Consider the following 16035-nt stretch of genomic DNA (forward strand, 5'->3'; position numbering starts at 1 on the left):
CCGGCGCTTCCTCGATCACCTTCTGGTGGCGGCGCTGCATGGAGCAGTCGCGCTCACCCAGATACACGGCGTTCTTGAACTTGTCGGCGATGATCTGGATCTCGACGTGGCGCGGGTTCTGGAGGAATTTCTCCATGTACACGGCCGGGTTGCCGAATGCGGTTTCCGCCTCGGCCTTGGTCATCTGCACGGCATTGACGAGCGCTGCCTCGGTGTGGACCACGCGCATGCCGCGGCCGCCGCCGCCGCCCGCGGCCTTGATGATCACCGGATAGCCGACCGAACGCGCAATGCGGCGGATCGCCACGGGATCATCGGGCAGCTCGCCGTCGGAGCCCGGCACGCAGGGCACGCCCGCACGGATCATCGCCTGCTTGGCCGAGACCTTGTCGCCCATGATGCGGATCGACTCGGGTGCCGGGCCAATGAACTGGAAGCCGCTCTTTTCCACGCGCTCGGCGAAGTCGGCATTCTCGGAGAGAAAACCGTAACCGGGGTGGATGGCTTCCGCGTCGGTGACTTCCGCCGCGGAAATGATGGCGGGCATATTCAGGTACGAAAGCGCTGATGGCGCGGGGCCGATGCAGACAGCTTCCTCGGCGAGCTTGACGTATTTGGCATCACGGTCGGCCTCGGAATAGACCATCACCGCCTTGACGCCCAGCTCGCGGCACGCGCGCTGAATTCGCAGGGCGATCTCACCGCGGTTGGCAACTAGGATTTTCTTGAACATGCGTGTCGCTTCACTCGATCACGAACAGGGGCTGGCCGTACTCGACCGGCTGGCCGTTCTCGGCCAGCACGCGCGTGACCGTGCCGGACTTGTCAGCCTCGATCTCATTGAGGATCTTCATCGCCTCGATGATGCACAGCGTCTCGCCTTCCTTGACCTGCGCGCCGATCTCCACGAACGGCTTGCCGCCCGGCGCGGCTGCGCGGTAGAACGTGCCGACCATCGGCGACTTGACGGAATGTCCGGTGATCGCGGCGGCTGCGGGCGCCGCTTCGGCGACAGGCGCTGCCGCGACAGGCGCAGCCGCCATCGGCTGGGCCATCATCGGTGCGGCAACCATTTGCTGCACCACGGCACCGCCGCCTTTGACAATGCGCACTTTGCCCTCGGCTTCGGTGATCTCGAGTTCAGAAACGTTCGACTCGGACACCAGGTCGATGAGGGTCTTAAGTTTTCGCAAATCCATGGGAGCTCCAACGGCTAGAAACAGAATGGGGCGCAAATTTACCCCAATTTCAGCCTATTGCGTCGAACTCGGTGCAAATATCTACATCTCCATCAGGGGATGGGGCAATCCTCAGACCTGGGAAACCCATTGCACCATATCTTGTTCGTTCAATTGTCCCATTTTACGCTTCAAGATGTTCCCATCTTTACCGAACAGGACGGAAAACGGGAGACCGCCCACATCATTGCCCAGCGCGCGGCCCAGGTCCGTTCCTGTCAATCCGGCCAGAGCGATAGGGAAATCAAGCGGTGTGCGCTCCAGGAATTTACGCACGGCAGCCGGCTGATCGATGGCCAATCCAAGCACTTGAAAGCCCTTACCGGCATGTTCGGTAAAGAAGCGGTTGAGCAGCGGCAGCTCCTCCACGCATGGCGGGCACCACGTTGCCCAGAAGTTCAGAAGCAAGGGACGGCCGTGAAACTTGCGCATGGTCAATGTTGCGCCATCCAGGGTTTCCATCGAGGCGTTCCAGAACGAGTCTGCGACACTGTCCTCCGCCCCATGCGGCTGCAAACGCCACCAGGCCACGCCGCCGCCCGCAATGGCCGCCGCCACGCCCGCAGCGCCCATCAGCCAGTGGCGGCGCGACGCCGGCATGCCCTCTTCTTTTGCAGGGTGGAGGGCGTCGGCGCGGGATTCTGGATCAACGGATAAGGACATGATGAAGGACTGGCAGGGTTTCGGATCGCAATGGAAAGAGCCGATCGGTTGATTCAGGCGCTGGCCGCGCCGCCCTCGTCAGGCTTGGCAAGCAGCTCGCGCACGGCATGGATGTCGCCGCGCGGCAGACGCCCGCGGGAGTCCGGCTTGAGCGCGCCGCGCAGGTCGTCGAGGTCATAGACCATCAGGTGAACGCCGATGTGCTCGCCCAGTTCCGGGGACAGGCTGCTCACGCTCAAGGCATCCACCAGCTCACCGCGGAATCCGGTCACGGTGCGCGGCTCGTAATCTACATGATGATCAATCAGACATATCTCCGCCGATTTTGGGTCATCGCAAAACATCTGCACATAGATATCTGACAAGCGGGTGGCGGTTCCATGCCATACCGCACCGGCCAGGTACGGACGGAAGTCGCGCATGCGCTCCATCCAGACCAGCGCAAGCTGGCGCAGAGCGCGCAATTCGGCGGGCTGTGTATCGGCGCAGAACAGGCCGATGTATTCGCGCACCGCATCCTCCACCAGGTCGTTGTCGGGCAGCGGCGTGCGTTGCGGGAGGCCCAGCAGCTTGACCGCCCGGCGCTTCGCCGGCCCCCATTCCAGGCCCTCCTCCACCACAAGGCGTGCGGTGGTGTTGGCAATTTCCGTGGCAAGAGCGTCATTCATGGCGGCAATCCTGTTCCTGGCATGTCATCCACCCGAGCTTTACCCATTACATCGCGCTGCGGATGACAGGCCAGCGGCCCATTGTCGCTCCAATACCAATACCTGCAAGTTTGCGTGACATCCTGCAAGCACAATGCATCGGGAGTTACATAATCAGCTACATATTCGCTAGCACAATATCCCCCCGGACCGGCGGCTTCCCGACAGCGTTCCGCCCAATCGTAGAATCAGCGCCATGCACATACACATTCTGGGGATTTGCGGCACCTTCATGGGTGGCGTGGCCGCGTTGGCCCGGGAAGCCGGCCATCGCGTGACGGGTTGCGACGCGGGCGTCTATCCGCCGATGAGCGATCAGCTGCGCGCCCTGGGCATCGACCTGATCGAAGGCTACGGCGCCGACCAGCTGGCGCTCAGGCCCGATATTTTCGTCATCGGCAACGTGGTGAGCCGCTCACGCCTGCCGGACGGAACACCCAAGTTCCCGCTGATGGAAGCCATCCTCGATGCGGGCGCTCCGTATATCAGCGGCCCGCAATGGCTGTCGGAGAACGTCTTGCAGGGACGCCACGTGCTGGCGGTCGCCGGAACGCACGGCAAGACGACGACGACCTCGATGCTCGCCTGGATCCTGGAGCACGCGGGACTGGAGCCGGGCTTCCTGGTGGGCGGCGTGCCGCTGAACTTTGGCGTATCCGCGCGCCTGGGCCGCGACGCGGCGCATGCATACGGCGCCGCACAAGACGGCCGGGCTCCATTGTTCGTGATCGAGGCCGACGAGTACGACACGGCGTTCTTCGACAAGCGCAGCAAGTTCGTGCACTATCGGCCGCGCACCGCCGTGCTGAACAACCTCGAATTCGATCACGCCGACATCTTCGATGATCTTGCCGCGATAGAGCGCCAGTTCCACCACCTCGTGCGCACCGTGCCGTCCACCGGCCGGGTGGTTGCCAACGCCCTGGAGGAAAGCCTCGCCCGCGTATTGCATGCGGGATGCTGGAGCCAGGTCGCCACGTTCGGCGATGCGGTCAGCGATTTCGGCGCCAGCGGCGAGCCCGGCGACTTCGAAGTGCTGCATCGCGGCCAGCCCGTCGCTCATGTGAAGTGGGATCTGAGCGGCGTGCACAACCAGCTCAATGCGCTCGCCGCCATTGCCGCCGCGCAGCACGTGGGCGTGCAGCCCGCCGCCGCGGCGCAGGCGCTGTCGAAATTCCAGAACGTCAGGCGCCGCATGGAGCTGCGCGGCACGGTGGGCGGCATTGCCGTGTACGACGATTTCGCGCACCACCCGACCGCGCTGCGCACCACGCTCGACGGCCTGCGCCGCGTCGTCGGCAAGAGTGCCCGCATCCTCGCGGCATTCGAGCCGCGCAGCAACACCATGAAGCTGGGCACGATGAAGTCGCAACTGCCCTGGGCGCTGGAATCCGCGGACCAGGTGTTCTGCCACACCGCGGGCCTCGACTGGGACGCCGCGCAGGCGCTGGCCCCGCTCGGCGCGCGTGCGCATACCGCCGGCGACATCGATACGCTGGTCGCGCAGCTTAAGGCCGCCGCCCGGCCAGGCGACCATATCGTGTGCATGAGCAACGGCAGCTTCGGCGGCATTCATGCCAGGCTGCTTGCGGCGCTGGCGGAAAAATAGATGGCAAGCTGAAGAAGCGGGCCTGCCCCGTCCATCAAAAAACGGCGCTCATGGGCGCCGTTTCTGTTGTTGCCGCGCATGCGGGAGCATAGCCTCAGAACGTCACGGCCATCGATGGAATGTCGATGCGCACGGTGTCGCGGCCCAGGGCGGCCCTTGCGGCTCGCGCGAACTGATGCGACCAGCCGGCATCCGACAGGTGCGTCGCGCCGGCGTTGGCCGCGACGACCAGCACCTTGTCGGCCAGCAGCACCTTGCCGCTGGGACGCAGGGGCTCGCAATCGAGCCGCACGAACTCATTATCCAACCAGCGCCGCGCCGCCTCGTTGGTCATGGGTTCGACGCCTTCCAGGTCGAAGCGGAATTCCTGCTCCGCACCGAGCGTCACGGTCACTTCACTGCGCATGGTTCAAATCCTTTGCCGAATGGAACAATCAGGGCGGATGCCGCCATGGCCCCGATTGTCCATCAACCCGCGCGGCGCGTCTGTACGGAGGACGACAATTCAGCCAGCGTCGCCAGCGAATCCTCCCAGCCGAGACAGGCGTCGGTGATGCTCTTGCCGTATTCGAGCGCGCCCGTCGAATCCTTGCCGGGAGTGAACTTCTGCGCGCCGGCATGGATGTGGCTCTCGATCATCACGCCGAAGACGGACCGCGAGCCGCCGGCGATCTGCGCGCCGATATCGCGCGCCACGTCGCGCTGCTTCTCGTGCTGCTTGCTCGAATTGGCATGGCTGCAATCGACCATCAGCGTGGGATTGAGGCCCGCGGCCTGCAGGTCCTTGCAGGCTGCGGCCACGTGCTCCGCGCCGTAGTTCGGCGCCTTGCCGCCGCGCAGGATCACGTGGCAATCCTGGTTGCCGCTGGTGTGCACGATGGCGACCTGGCCATTCTTGTGCACCGACAGGAAATGGTGGCCACGGCTGGCGGACTGTATGGCATCGGTGGCGATGCGGATGTTGCCGTCCGTGCCGTTCTTGAAACCGATCGGCGCCGAGATACCCGAGGCGAGCTCGCGGTGCACCTGGCTTTCGGTCGTGCGCGCGCCGATGGCGCCCCAGCTGATCAGGTCGCCGATGTACTGGGGCGAGATCACGTCCAGGAATTCGCTCGCCGCGGGAACCCCCAGGCGGTTGATGTCGATGAGCAGCTGGCGCGCGATGCGCAGGCCCTCGTCGATGCGGTAGCTTCCATCCAGGTAGGGATCGTTGATCAGCCCCTTCCACCCGACGGTGGTGCGCGGCTTCTCGAAATACACGCGCATCACGATCTCCAGGGTGTCCTTGTACTGCTCGCGCACGGCCTGCAGCCTGCGGGCATAGTCGATGGCGGCGGCAGGATCATGGATCGAGCACGGGCCGATGATGACCAGCAGGCGGTCGTCCTCGCCCGACATGATCTTCTGGATGTTCTGGCGCGTGCTGGTGATCAGGGTCTCCACTTCGGTCCCGCTGATCGGGAAGAAGCGAATCAAATGCTCTGGAGGAGGCAACATGGTGATGTCCTTGATGCGTTGGTCGTCGGTATTGCTGGTTTTCTCGACGTTGCGGTACCAGGCATCAGCGGAAGAAGCTGCTTGAGTCGTCATTTGAATTGCGTCCTCGTGGATTGTTGGGTTGACTGTCTGAAAGGGAAACGTTGCGAAAAAGGAGCGGAAAAACAAAAAACCGCCGGGCTTTTCAGCTTCGGCGGTTTTTCAGGGAGACTTGCTTGCTTCAGTTAACGTGCGCGCAGTGGCCTCTCATCCGCCTTGGACGAGAACCAAAAGTAAAAATAAAACGCGCTGCGTACTTGCATAAGATGTCAATGTAGCACTTTTTGATGCGATGCAACAACTATTTTTGGTAGCGCATGCGCAACATCGGCCTTGCCGCTCCTCTGTCAGGCAGTGCCGCCGACAGTCAGCCCGTCGATACGCATCGTGGGCTGGCCCACGCCGACCGGCACGCTCTGGCCTTCCTTGCCGCAGGTGCCGACGCCCGGGTCGAGCTTCATGTCGTTGCCGATCATGCTGACCTTCTTGAGCGACTCCGGCCCGCTGCCGACGATGGTCGCGCCCTTGACGGGATAAAGAATCCTGCCGTTCTCCACCCAATAGGCCTCGCTCGCGGAGAACACGAATTTCCCGCTCGTGATGTCCACCTGTCCGCCGCCGAAATTGGTGGCATACAGGCCCTTCTTGATCGAGGCGACGATCTCCCGTGGGTCCTTGTCGCCGCCCAGCATGTAGGTGTTGGTCATGCGCGGCATGGGAATGTGCGCATAGCTCTCGCGGCGGCCATTGCCCGTGGGCCTGGACTTCATCAGGCGGGCGTTCATCGAATCCTGGATGTAGCCCTTGAGAATGCCGTCCTCGATGAGCACGTTCTTCTGCGTGGCATGGCCTTCGTCATCCACATTGAGCGAGCCGCGCCGGTCGGCGATCGTGCCGTCGTCCAGCACGGTCACGCCCTTGGCCGCCACGCGCTCGCCGATGAGGCCGCTGAATGCGCTGGAGCCCTTGCGGTTGAAGTCGCCCTCGAGGCCGTGGCCCACCGCTTCATGCAGCAGCACGCCTGGCCAGCCGGGGCCCAGCACCACGGTCATCTCTCCCGCGGGCGCGGGGCGCGATTCCAGGTTGACCAGCGCGGCGTTCACCGCTTCGCTCACATACTGGTGAACCAGTTCATCATCGAAGTAAGCCAGGCCGAAACGCCCGCCGCCGCCCGCCGATCCCACCTCGCGGCGGCCGTTCTGCTCGGCGATCACGGTGATGGACATGCGCACCAGCGGGCGCACATCGGCCGCCAGCGTGCCGTCCGCGCGGGCCACCAGCACCACGTCGTATTCGCCGGCCAGCCCGGCCATCACCTGCACGATGCGCGGATCCCTGGAGCGAGCGAGTTTCTCGGCGCGCTCGAGCAGCGCGACCTTGGCCGTGCTGTCCATGCTCGCAATGGGGTCGATCTCCGGGTAGAGCGAGCGGCTTTGCGCCACTTTCCTCGCACCGACGCGCGCGCGGGCCGATCCGGCGGCGCCCGCGATGCTGCGCACCGTGCGCGCGGCATCGAGCAACGATGTCTCGGAAATATCATCCGAATAGGCGAAGGCGGTCTTCTCGCCGCTCACGGCGCGCACGCCGACTCCCTGGTCGATGCTGAACGAACCGGTCTTGACGATACCCTCCTCCAGGCTCCAGCCCTCGCTGCGGGTGTACTGGAAATACAGGTCGGCGTCGTCCACCCGGTGCGCGCGGATTTCCGCCAGCGCTCGCGTCAGGTGAGACTCGTCCAGGCCAAACGGCTCAAGCAGCAGTTGCCGGGCAATGGCCAATCGTTCAATGGTGGGTTCGCGGGAGATCATGGGTCCATTTTAGGATGCAACCAATCCCCGCGCAGGATGCGCGAATCGGGCCTGCGGCTCAGCCGGCCTCCTGCGGCGCCTGCGATGGCTGGTTCTGGGCGCGCGCCACGGACATCAGGACGCCCAGCGCAAGCCCCAGCGTGACCATTGCCGTGCCGCCGTAGCTCACGAACGGAAGAGGCACGCCCACCACGGGAAGAATGCCGCTGACCATGCCCATGTTCACAAACGCATAGGTGAAGAAGATCATCGCCACCGCGCCGGCCATCAGGCGGCCGAACAGCGTGGTCGCGGACACGGCGATCGCAAGGCCGCGCCAGACCAGCAGCAGGAAGCTCACGATCAGCGCGAGATTGCCGAGCAGCCCGAACTCCTCGGAAAAAGCCGCGAAGATGAAATCGGTGGTGCGCTCGGGGATGAACTCCAGATGGGTCTGCGTGCCCGCCATGAAGCCCTTGCCCCAGACTCCGCCCGAGCCGATGGCGATCATGCCCTGGATGATGTGAAAGCCCTTGCCCAGCGGATCGCGCGTGGGGTCCAGCAGCGTGCAGATGCGCTGCTGCTGATAGTCGTGCAGCACGGGCCAGCGCACGCCTTCGGCGCATAGCTGCGGCTCGAACCAGACGATCAGGAAAATACCGACCGCGCCGATCACCAGCGGGGGGATGACCAGCCGCCAGGGAAGCCCGGCGAAGAAGATCACGGACAGGCCCGCCGCCATCACCAGCAGCGACGTTCCCAGGTCGGGCTGCTTCATGATCAGCCCCACCGGGATCATCAGCAGCACGCCCGCCACCACGAAGTCCAGCGCGCGAAGCTGGCCCTCGCGCTTCTGGAACCACCAGGCCAGCATCAGCGGCGTGGCAATCTTGAGCAATTCGCTCGGCTGGATCACCACCCCGACGTTGATCCAGCGCTGCGCTCCCTTTTTCGTGATGCCGAACAGCGCCACGGCCACCAGCAGCGCGACCCCCAGGGTGTACAGCGGCACCGCCAGCGCCATGAGCTTTTGCGGCGGCACCTGCGACACGCAGAACAGGATGCCCGCCGCCAGCAGGATGTTGCGGCCATGGTCCACGAAGCGCGTGCCATGGTCGTACCCCGACGAATACATCGCCGTCAGCCCGATGGAGGTCAGGACCAGCAGCAGGAAAATCAGCGGCCAGTCGAACCCGCGCAACATGGGCAGGATGCGCTGCAGCAGGGTGGGCTTGTCGAAAACGGCGGACATGGGGCGCAATTATCCCAGTGCAAGGCTCAACCCTGCGCACCGGGTGCAGAATCTTGTCCAACGGGGTGCCGCCAGGGCGCCCCATCCGCTGACCTACCGTCCTTCCCATGCCAACCACGCATCTGCTCTATCTGCACGGTTTCCGCTCCTCCCCGCAATCCGCCAAGGCGCAAATGACGGCGGCGCAGGTCAGGCGCGATCATCCCGGCGTGCACTTCTGGTGCCCGCAACTGCCGCCCTCGCCCAGGGAGGCCATGGCCATGGTGGCCGAGGGGACCAGCCACTGGCCGCGCGCCGCGACGGCGGTGATCGGCTCGTCGCTCGGCGGCTTCTACGCCAGTTGGTTCGCACAGCATCAAGGCTGCCGCAGCGTGATGCTCAATCCGGCCGTGAATCCCGCTCGCGACCTGCGGCAGCGCATCGGCGACCAGACGGCCTGGCACAACCCGAGCGAGCGTTTCTATTTCCGGCCCCAGTTCATCGACGAGCTCAAGGCGCTGGACGTGCGCCACCTCGCGCCCGCCGCGCCGGAGATGGCCATCATCGCCAAGGGCGACGAGCTGCTGGACTGGCGCGAAATGGCGGATCGCTATGCCAACGCCGAACTCCGCATCCTGGAAGGCGGCGACCACGCGCTGAGCCAATTCGAGCTGTACGTGGACGACGTCATCCGGTTTTGCGATCTCGCCTGACGCATGCGCCGGCAGCCGGCCGCGCCCGGAACCCGTTCAAGGCCTCCTGACATCGGCGCTGGCCGCGGAAGCCGCCAACGCGGTGGAGGCGGCCGATGCCGCGCCGTCCCGTCGCGCCTTGAAATGGGCGTAGGCATCGGGATAGGCGATGCGCAGCAACTCCAGCTGCTCGTCCACTTCCGCCTGGAACCCCAGCAGCTGCGCGCTTTCGATCAGCTTGGTGATCACGCGCGGCTCCGGCGAATAGTGCAGCATGCGGCGCGCCATCGCGTGCATCTGCACGGCGTTGCGCTCGTTGATGCTGGCGGTCGTGAGCCACGCGAACTCCGCCTGGTCGGTGAAGAAATCCGGGCTCTCGCTCACCTCCCGCGCCGTGAGGTCGCGCCACTTGGCGATACGCTGCGGCGGCTCCACATAAAGCTGTGACATGCGCAGGAAGTCATGGCTGACGATGAACACGCCCGCCAGCCACGCGCAGCACGCCGCCAGCAGGAAAACCCGCACCCGCAAGACCGTTTGCAGGCGCACCTGTACGTCACGGCGCGGCAGCAGCAGGATCGTCACCGCCAAAACCACCGCCAGCTGGAACGGCCCATACCACAGCGGGAATTCCAGCATGCTGTGCATGCCGATGAAAGCCAGCACACCCCAGGCCAGTTGGCGCGCGGGCTCCGTCTCGCGCCAGGGCTTGCCGCGCCAGGTGGCCCAGGCCACCAACGCGCAAAAGCCGATGGCAACCGGCACGCCCAGTTCCACCGCCAGATGCAGCGGCAGGTTGTGCGCGTTGTCCAGCAGCAGACAGAAGCGCTCGCCAGGGAAGATCGTGCTGTAGTGCGCATAGTCGAGCTCACCCCAGCCCCATCCAAGCCAGGGCTTCAGCTCGATCAGATAAAGCATGTTGGACCACAGCGTGAGCCGGCTGGTGCAGCGATGCGAAGTATCGGCCACCCGCATGAACAGGCCGTCCATCTGCACGCCCGTCCAGCGCAGCAGCAGCTCGGGCAGCGCCCATGCGGCCAGCAGGTAGGCCAGCAGGCCCGCCACGCCCATGGCCAGCGCCAGCTTTCCGACGCTGGCGCGCCATAGCCACAGCAGCAGCACGAGCGCCACCCATTCCACGGCTCCCGTGCGCGAGGCGGTCGCGCCGCTGCCCATGGCCAGCAGCGCCAGAACCCATGGCAAAAGAACCACCGCCGCCGAGCGCAGCCCTTCATACCGGTGGCGCCGCTCATGCTCTTGCGGCGCGAGCAGCGCCGGCAGCCACAGCAGCAAGGCCAGCGCGCTCATCAGGATCAGCGTCGCCTGCTGGTTGCGCTGGCGCAGATTCCCGATGGCCTGCCCCAGGGCGGACGGGTAAATCCACGGGGACATCCCCACGTCGCCCAGGAAGAACTGGATCAGCCCCACCACCGATGCCAGGGCGCCCGCCAGAATCAGCCCCCAGCGAAGGCACTGCGCCAGCTCCTGGCGCAGCGCCGCCGGCCGGTCCACGCGCGTGATGCAGAGAACGACGATCAGCCAGCCGCACATGGCGCTGGCGATCAATGGCCAGAAGTTGGTCATCGGCGAGCGCGTGTAGGCGAAGAGAAACGGAATCGCCACAGCCAGACTTTTCACTGCCAGGGCAAGAGTGTGGTGGACGGCTTTCATCGGAGCGCGCTGCGCATTTTCTGTGAGCTCGCCATCATAGACCGGGCCGCCCGGTTCTTCATGGCCCATGGCTGCGATTGCCCGCCAGGGGAGCCAAATCCCTGCGAACTCCTCGCCCGCCGCAGCCGGCGCACCCGCGCTCCATGGGAAAATAGCGCCCATGTATGCATTATTCGAAGAAGCCGGCAAGTTTCAGGCTGGCCGCATCCTCTCTGAAGCCGAAAGCTCGGCGCAGATCGAGCTGGAATCGGGAAAGCGCGTCAAGGTCAAGGCCGCCAACACCCTGCTGAAGTTCGACAAGCCCGCGCCCGCCGAGCTGCTCGCCAGGGCGCGCGAACTGGCGGCGACCATCGAGCTCGATCTGGCATGGGAATTCGCGTCCGAGGAAGAGTTCGGCTTTGCCGACCTGGCGCGCGACTATTTCTCCGACCCTGCCTCCGTCAACGAGCAGGTCGCGGCCTTGCTGGCCATGCACGAGGCACCGCACTACTTTCGCCGAGCGGGCAAGGGCCGTTTCAGGAAAGCGCCCGCTGAAATCCTGCAGCAGGCACTCGTGGCCATCGAGAAGAAAAAGCAGATCGCCGCGCAGATCACCGCCTGGGCCCAAGAGCTGGCGTCCGGCACCTGCCCGCAGCCGATCCGCGAGCAGCTCTACAGGATTCTGTTCAAGCCCGACAAGAACGCCTCCGAATACAAGGCCGTCGTCGAGGCCAGCCGCGCCACGCACCAGGCGCCGCTCGACCTGTTGCAGGCCGCCGGGGCCATCGACTCGGCATACCAGTTCCACTGGAAGCGCTTCCTGTTCGAGAACTTCCCGAAGGGCACGGGTTTTCCGGATCTCACCGCGCCACAGCCCCCGCAGGATCTGCCGCTGGCGCCCGTGCAGGCCTATTCCATCGACGATTCGGCCACCACGGAAATCGACGATGCGCTGTCCGTCCAGGGACTGGGCTCGGGCACCGTCACGCTGGGCATCCACATCGCCGCGCCGGGCCTGGCGATCGAGCCCGGCTCGGCCATCGACCATGTGGGCCGCGCACGCCTGTCCACGGTCTACATGCCCGGCTACAAGATCACCATGCTGCCCGACGACGTGGTGCGGATCTACACGCTCGACGAAGGCCGCGCCAACCCGGCGGTTTCGCTGTACGTGACGATCAATGAGGAAACGCTGGAGATCACCGGCACCGAGACCCGGCTCGAACGCGTTCCGGTGGCCGTGAACCTGCGCCACGACAAGCTCGATCACATCGTCACGCCACAGTGGCTCGATGACGCGACCCTCTGCGTCGAAGGCACGCCGCAGGAACTGCTGGAGCGCCGCGCCGAACTCTCCTTCCTGTTCAGGCTGGCCCGCCGGCTCAAGGCGCAGCGCGAAGTGGTGCGCGGCAAGCCGGAGACCTTCAGCCGCCCCGACTACACCTTCCGCCTGGAAGGCAACGGCGACGGCGAACCCGACGGCAGCGAAACGGTGGCCATCACCACGCGCAAGCGCGGCGCGCCGCTCGACCTGATCGTGGCCGAGGCCGCCATCGTCGCCAACAGCACCTGGGGGCAGATGCTGGCCGACCACAACGTGCCGGGCATCTACCGCAGCCAGTACAGCCTGGCGCCCGGCGTGAAGGTGCGCATGGGCACCAAGGCCCAGCCGCACGCGGGCATCGGCGTGAAGTGCTACGCGTGGTCCACCTCGCCGCTGCGCCGCTATGTGGACCTGGTCAACCAGTGGCAGATCATCGCCTGCGCCCGCCACGGCAAGACCGCCGCGCTGGCCGCGCCGTTCAAGCCCAAGGATGCGGATCTGTTCTCGGTCATCTCCAGCTTCGATGCGGCCTATGGCGCCTATAACGGCTACCAGGCCGGGATGGAGCGCTTCTGGACGCTGAAGTACCTGGAGCAGAACCAGATCACCCAGATCGAGTCCACGGTCATCAAGGACGACGGCGCCGGCAACATGCTGATGCGCGCGGACAGCTTGCCGCTGGTGATCTCCGTGCTCGGCGCGCAAAACCTGCCGCGCGGCGCGCGCGCGCTGGTCAGGCTCGGTGAAATCGACGAGATCACGCTCGACATCCACGGCACCGTGGTGCAGCGGCTCGACGACCCCGACGATCCAAGCGACGATGGCGACGTGAGCGAGGAAGACGACGACCAGGTCGCCGGCCCCATCGCCATTGCCGTGGACGTCGATGACGGCGATGCGGCGGATGCGCCACAGGGCGGCCCCAGGAACTCCAACAGCGAAGATAATCAGGCGCCGTGAAACTGCCCGCCCTCCTCCAGCGCCTGAGCGTTCTTCAACTGACGCTGGGCGCATCCGTCCTCGTGCATGCCGCCATTCTGTCGGTCCGCTTCGTCGATCCGGAGAGCTTCAACCGCGTGTTCGAGGACACGCCGCTGGAGGTCATCCTGGTCAACGCGAAGTCCACCGAAGCGCCCGACAAGGCGCAGGCCGTCGCGCAATCCGCGCTCGCCGGAGGCGGCGAAGCCGCCAGCGGCCGGGCCACCAGCCCGCTGCCCTACTCGGCCCTCACGTCCATCGGCGACGACCTGGAGGAGGCGCAGCGCAAGATGGACTCGATGATGGCGCAGCAGACCCAGCTGCTCGCCCAGTTGCGCAAGGAACTGGCCAAGCTGCCGCCGCCCGATCCCCGCAAACCGAGCGAAAGCGCCGACCATCAGGTCCAGGAAGAAAAGCGCAAGCAGCTGCTGAAGGTGCTGGCGGAAATCGAAAAACGCATCAACGAGGAAAACGCGCGTCCCAAGAAGCGCTACATCAGCCCCGCCACGCGCGAGGAGGTGTACGCGATCTACTACGACGCGCTGCGCCGCAAGGTGGAAGACAGGGGCACGGAAAACTTCCCCGAAGCCAACGGCAAAAAGCTCTACGGCGAACTCGTCATGATCATCACGGTGAACCACGACGGCCGCGTGCTGCAGACCGAAGTCGCGCAGACCTCGGGCAACCGGCAACTCGACCGCCGCGCGCAAGCCATTGCGACGGCGTCGGGTCCATTCGGTCACTTCGGCCCCGCGATGCGCGCCAAGGCGGACCAGATCGCCGTGGTGTCGCGCTTCAGGTTCACGCGCGATCAGACGCTGGAAACCGACATGCGCTAAGCCTTGCCCGTCCCGTTGCCGCACGGGACGCCGTGGGCAACAGGCAATGGGCAGCAGGTAATGGGCAATGGGTCCATCTTTGGGCCACAATCCACCATGACCCAGGAAAACAACGGCCACAACTATTGCGTCATGGGCAATCCCATCGCCCACAGCCGCTCCCCCGCCATCCACGCCCGCTTTGCGCAGCTCACCGGCGAGCCCGTGCGCTATGGCCGACTGCTCGTCCCGCTCGAAGGCTTCGAGCAGGCCCTCCGGGATTTCGCCCGAAGCGGCGGCCAGGGCTGCAACGTCACCGTTCCCTTCAAGCTCGACGCGGCCCGCTGCGCGCACGAGAAAAGCGAGCGCGTGCTGCTCGCGGGCGCCGCGAACACGCTGGTGCTCCACGACGACGGCCGCATCAGCGCGGACAACACCGACGGGCTCGGCATCGTCGCCGACATCACGCGCAATGCGCAGGTGCGGATCGAAGGGCGGGACGTCCTGCTGATCGGAGCGGGCGGCGCGGCAGCGGGCGTGCTCGGGCCGTTGCTGCGCGAAAGGCCGAGAAGCATCGTCATCGCCAACCGCACGTTGGAGAAGGCGCGGCATCTGGCGGACACCCATGCGCAGGTCGCCCGGGAAACCGGAGCATCGCTGCAGGCGAGCGCGCTGCAAGCCATCACCGGCGATTTCGACATCGTGATCAACGGCACGGCCAGCAGCCTGGCGGGCGCGGAGTCGCCCGTGCCCGCGAGCGTGCTGCGCAAGGGCGCGCTTGCTTATGACATGATGTATGGGCCTGCCGCGCAGGGCTTTCTCGACTGGGCCGCGCGCAACGGCGCAGTCGCGCGCGATGGCCTGGGAATGCTGGTGGAACAGGCCGCCGAATCGTTCGCCATCTGGCGCGGCGTGCGCCCGCCTGCCGCCCAGGTGCTGCGCGAGCTGCGCGCAGAGCTGCAAGCTGCGGCAGGCAGGTAGGCAAGCCGGCGGCACCACCCGCGCATTCACGAGGAGCAGATCACGCAATGGCATGGAAGGCTTTGACACGCTGGCTGGCTTTGCTGGTGCTGGCCTTTGCCTCGCTGCAGCTGTTCTTCGTGCTGCGCATCGCGCTCATGGCGCACGTCGATCCGCAGTCCACCACGTTCCAGCGCTCGCAGATCTGGCGGCAGCTGGCATCCGATGGGTCCTTCAGGTGGAAGCAGCAATGGGTTCCCTACGATCAGATCGCCCCTGCGCTCAAACGCGCGGTCATCGCCTCGGAGGACGACGGCTTCGTCAATCATGATGGCGTGGACTGGGCCGCCATCGAGAAAAACTGGGAGCGCAACAACAGGCTGGCCGAACAGGCCGTGCAGCGCCAGGAAGCCAATCCCGCGCAACAGGTGAAGCCCGTGAAAATCCGGGGCGGCTCCACCATCACGCAGCAGTTGGCCAAGAACCTGCTGCTGTCCGGCGAGCGCAGCCTGCTGCGCAAGGGACAGGAGCTGATGCTCACCATGGTGCTGGAGCAGTTCCTCAGCAAGCAGCGGATCCTGGAGATCTACCTCAACAACGTGGAGTGGGGCGAAGGCGTCTTCGGCGCGCAAGCCGCGGCGCAGCACTATTTCCGCAAGAACGCATCACAGCTGACCCACGCCGAGGCGGCGCGGCTCGCGGTGATGCTGCCCGCGCCAAAGCGGTTCGAGAAACAGCCGCAATCGGCCTATCTGAACGGCCGCACGCGCGTCATCCTGGGGCGCATGGGCCGGACCGAGCTGCCCTGAGTTTCAGCCAGGGCGGAGCGCCATCACGCAGTC

Annotated in this window: 15 protein-coding genes; 6 read left to right on the plus strand and 9 right to left on the minus strand. The window is 65.4% G+C overall.

Features of this window, described 5'->3' with window-relative positions; translation table 11 throughout:
* The 4 genes from ABWP92_RS11670 to ABWP92_RS11685 all read right to left on the minus strand — a co-directional run.
* On the minus strand, positions 1-733 hold a 733-nt coding region (locus tag ABWP92_RS11670; protein WP_353235552.1), incomplete at its 3' end, for a biotin carboxylase N-terminal domain-containing protein.
* Between the two features lie 10 nt (positions 734-743).
* Positions 744-1199 carry an acetyl-CoA carboxylase biotin carboxyl carrier protein gene (gene accB, locus ABWP92_RS11675; RefSeq protein WP_353235553.1) on the minus strand — a complete coding sequence of 152 codons (456 nt, stop codon included), beginning with the start codon at positions 1197-1199 and terminating at the stop codon, positions 744-746.
* Positions 1200-1310: 111 nt separating this feature from the next.
* Positions 1311-1901: a TlpA family protein disulfide reductase gene (locus ABWP92_RS11680; RefSeq protein WP_353235554.1), complete on the minus strand. Its 591-nt coding sequence runs from the start codon at positions 1899-1901 to the stop codon at positions 1311-1313.
* A 53-nt stretch (positions 1902-1954) separates the two neighbouring features.
* On the minus strand, positions 1955-2569 hold the full coding sequence (locus tag ABWP92_RS11685; protein ID WP_353235555.1) for a hypothetical protein: 615 nt from the start codon (positions 2567-2569) through the stop codon (positions 1955-1957).
* A gap of 235 nt (positions 2570-2804) precedes the next feature.
* On the opposite strand from ABWP92_RS11685, the gene mpl reads away from it, so the two are divergent.
* A complete protein-coding gene (gene mpl / locus ABWP92_RS11690; RefSeq protein ID WP_353235556.1) occupies positions 2805-4217 on the plus strand; it encodes a UDP-N-acetylmuramate:L-alanyl-gamma-D-glutamyl-meso-diaminopimelate ligase in 1413 nt (470 codons plus the stop codon).
* Positions 4218-4311: 94 nt separating this feature from the next.
* On the opposite strand, the gene ABWP92_RS11695 is transcribed toward mpl, so the two are convergent.
* The 4 genes from ABWP92_RS11695 to rodA all read right to left on the minus strand — a co-directional run bounded on the left by ABWP92_RS11695 (position 4312) and on the right by rodA (position 8792).
* On the minus strand, positions 4312-4623 hold the full coding sequence (locus ABWP92_RS11695; RefSeq protein WP_353235557.1) for a hypothetical protein: 312 nt from the start codon (positions 4621-4623) through the stop codon (positions 4312-4314).
* A gap of 62 nt (positions 4624-4685) precedes the next feature.
* Positions 4686-5807: a 3-deoxy-7-phosphoheptulonate synthase gene (locus ABWP92_RS11700; protein ID WP_353235558.1), complete on the minus strand. Its 1122-nt coding sequence runs from the start codon at positions 5805-5807 to the stop codon at positions 4686-4688.
* A gap of 293 nt (positions 5808-6100) precedes the next feature.
* Positions 6101-7561: a metalloprotease TldD gene (tldD, locus tag ABWP92_RS11705; RefSeq protein WP_353235559.1), complete on the minus strand. Its 1461-nt coding sequence runs from the start codon at positions 7559-7561 to the stop codon at positions 6101-6103.
* 58 nt (positions 7562-7619) lie between these two features.
* A complete protein-coding gene (gene rodA / locus ABWP92_RS11710) occupies positions 7620-8792 on the minus strand; it encodes a rod shape-determining protein RodA (protein WP_353235560.1) in 1173 nt (390 codons plus the stop codon).
* 107 nt (positions 8793-8899) lie between these two features.
* On the opposite strand from rodA, the gene ABWP92_RS11715 reads away from it, so the two are divergent.
* Positions 8900-9484: a YqiA/YcfP family alpha/beta fold hydrolase gene (locus ABWP92_RS11715; RefSeq protein WP_353235561.1), complete on the plus strand. Its 585-nt coding sequence runs from the start codon at positions 8900-8902 to the stop codon at positions 9482-9484.
* 36 nt (positions 9485-9520) lie between these two features.
* Here ABWP92_RS11715 and ABWP92_RS11720 read toward each other — a convergent pair whose 3' ends face one another.
* Entirely contained in the window at positions 9521-11203 is a 1683-nt protein-coding gene (locus ABWP92_RS11720; protein ID WP_353235562.1) for a PglL family O-oligosaccharyltransferase, read from the minus strand.
* Between the two features lie 91 nt (positions 11204-11294).
* Here ABWP92_RS11720 and ABWP92_RS11725 point away from each other — a divergent pair, with 91 nt between their 5' ends.
* The 4 genes from ABWP92_RS11725 to mtgA all read left to right on the plus strand — a co-directional run bounded on the left by ABWP92_RS11725 (position 11295) and on the right by mtgA (position 16002).
* Entirely contained in the window at positions 11295-13397 is a 2103-nt protein-coding gene (locus tag ABWP92_RS11725) for a ribonuclease catalytic domain-containing protein (RefSeq protein ID WP_353235563.1), read from the plus strand.
* Positions 13394-14254, plus strand: a complete 861-nt coding sequence (locus tag ABWP92_RS11730) for an energy transducer TonB (RefSeq protein ID WP_353235564.1) — start codon at positions 13394-13396, stop codon at positions 14252-14254. The genes ABWP92_RS11725 and ABWP92_RS11730 overlap by 4 nt, the downstream gene beginning before the upstream one ends.
* Before the next feature lie 96 nt (positions 14255-14350).
* Positions 14351-15214: a shikimate dehydrogenase gene (aroE, locus tag ABWP92_RS11735; protein WP_353235565.1), complete on the plus strand. Its 864-nt coding sequence runs from the start codon at positions 14351-14353 to the stop codon at positions 15212-15214.
* Between the two features lie 47 nt (positions 15215-15261).
* On the plus strand, positions 15262-16002 hold the full coding sequence (gene mtgA, locus ABWP92_RS11740; protein WP_353235566.1) for a monofunctional biosynthetic peptidoglycan transglycosylase: 741 nt from the start codon (positions 15262-15264) through the stop codon (positions 16000-16002).
* Positions 16003-16035 lie beyond the last annotated feature (33 nt).

Origin of the sequence: Diaphorobacter ruginosibacter (assembly GCF_040396215.1) — a bacterium.
GTDB lineage: Bacteria > Pseudomonadota > Gammaproteobacteria > Burkholderiales > Burkholderiaceae_C > Diaphorobacter_A > Diaphorobacter_A ruginosibacter_A.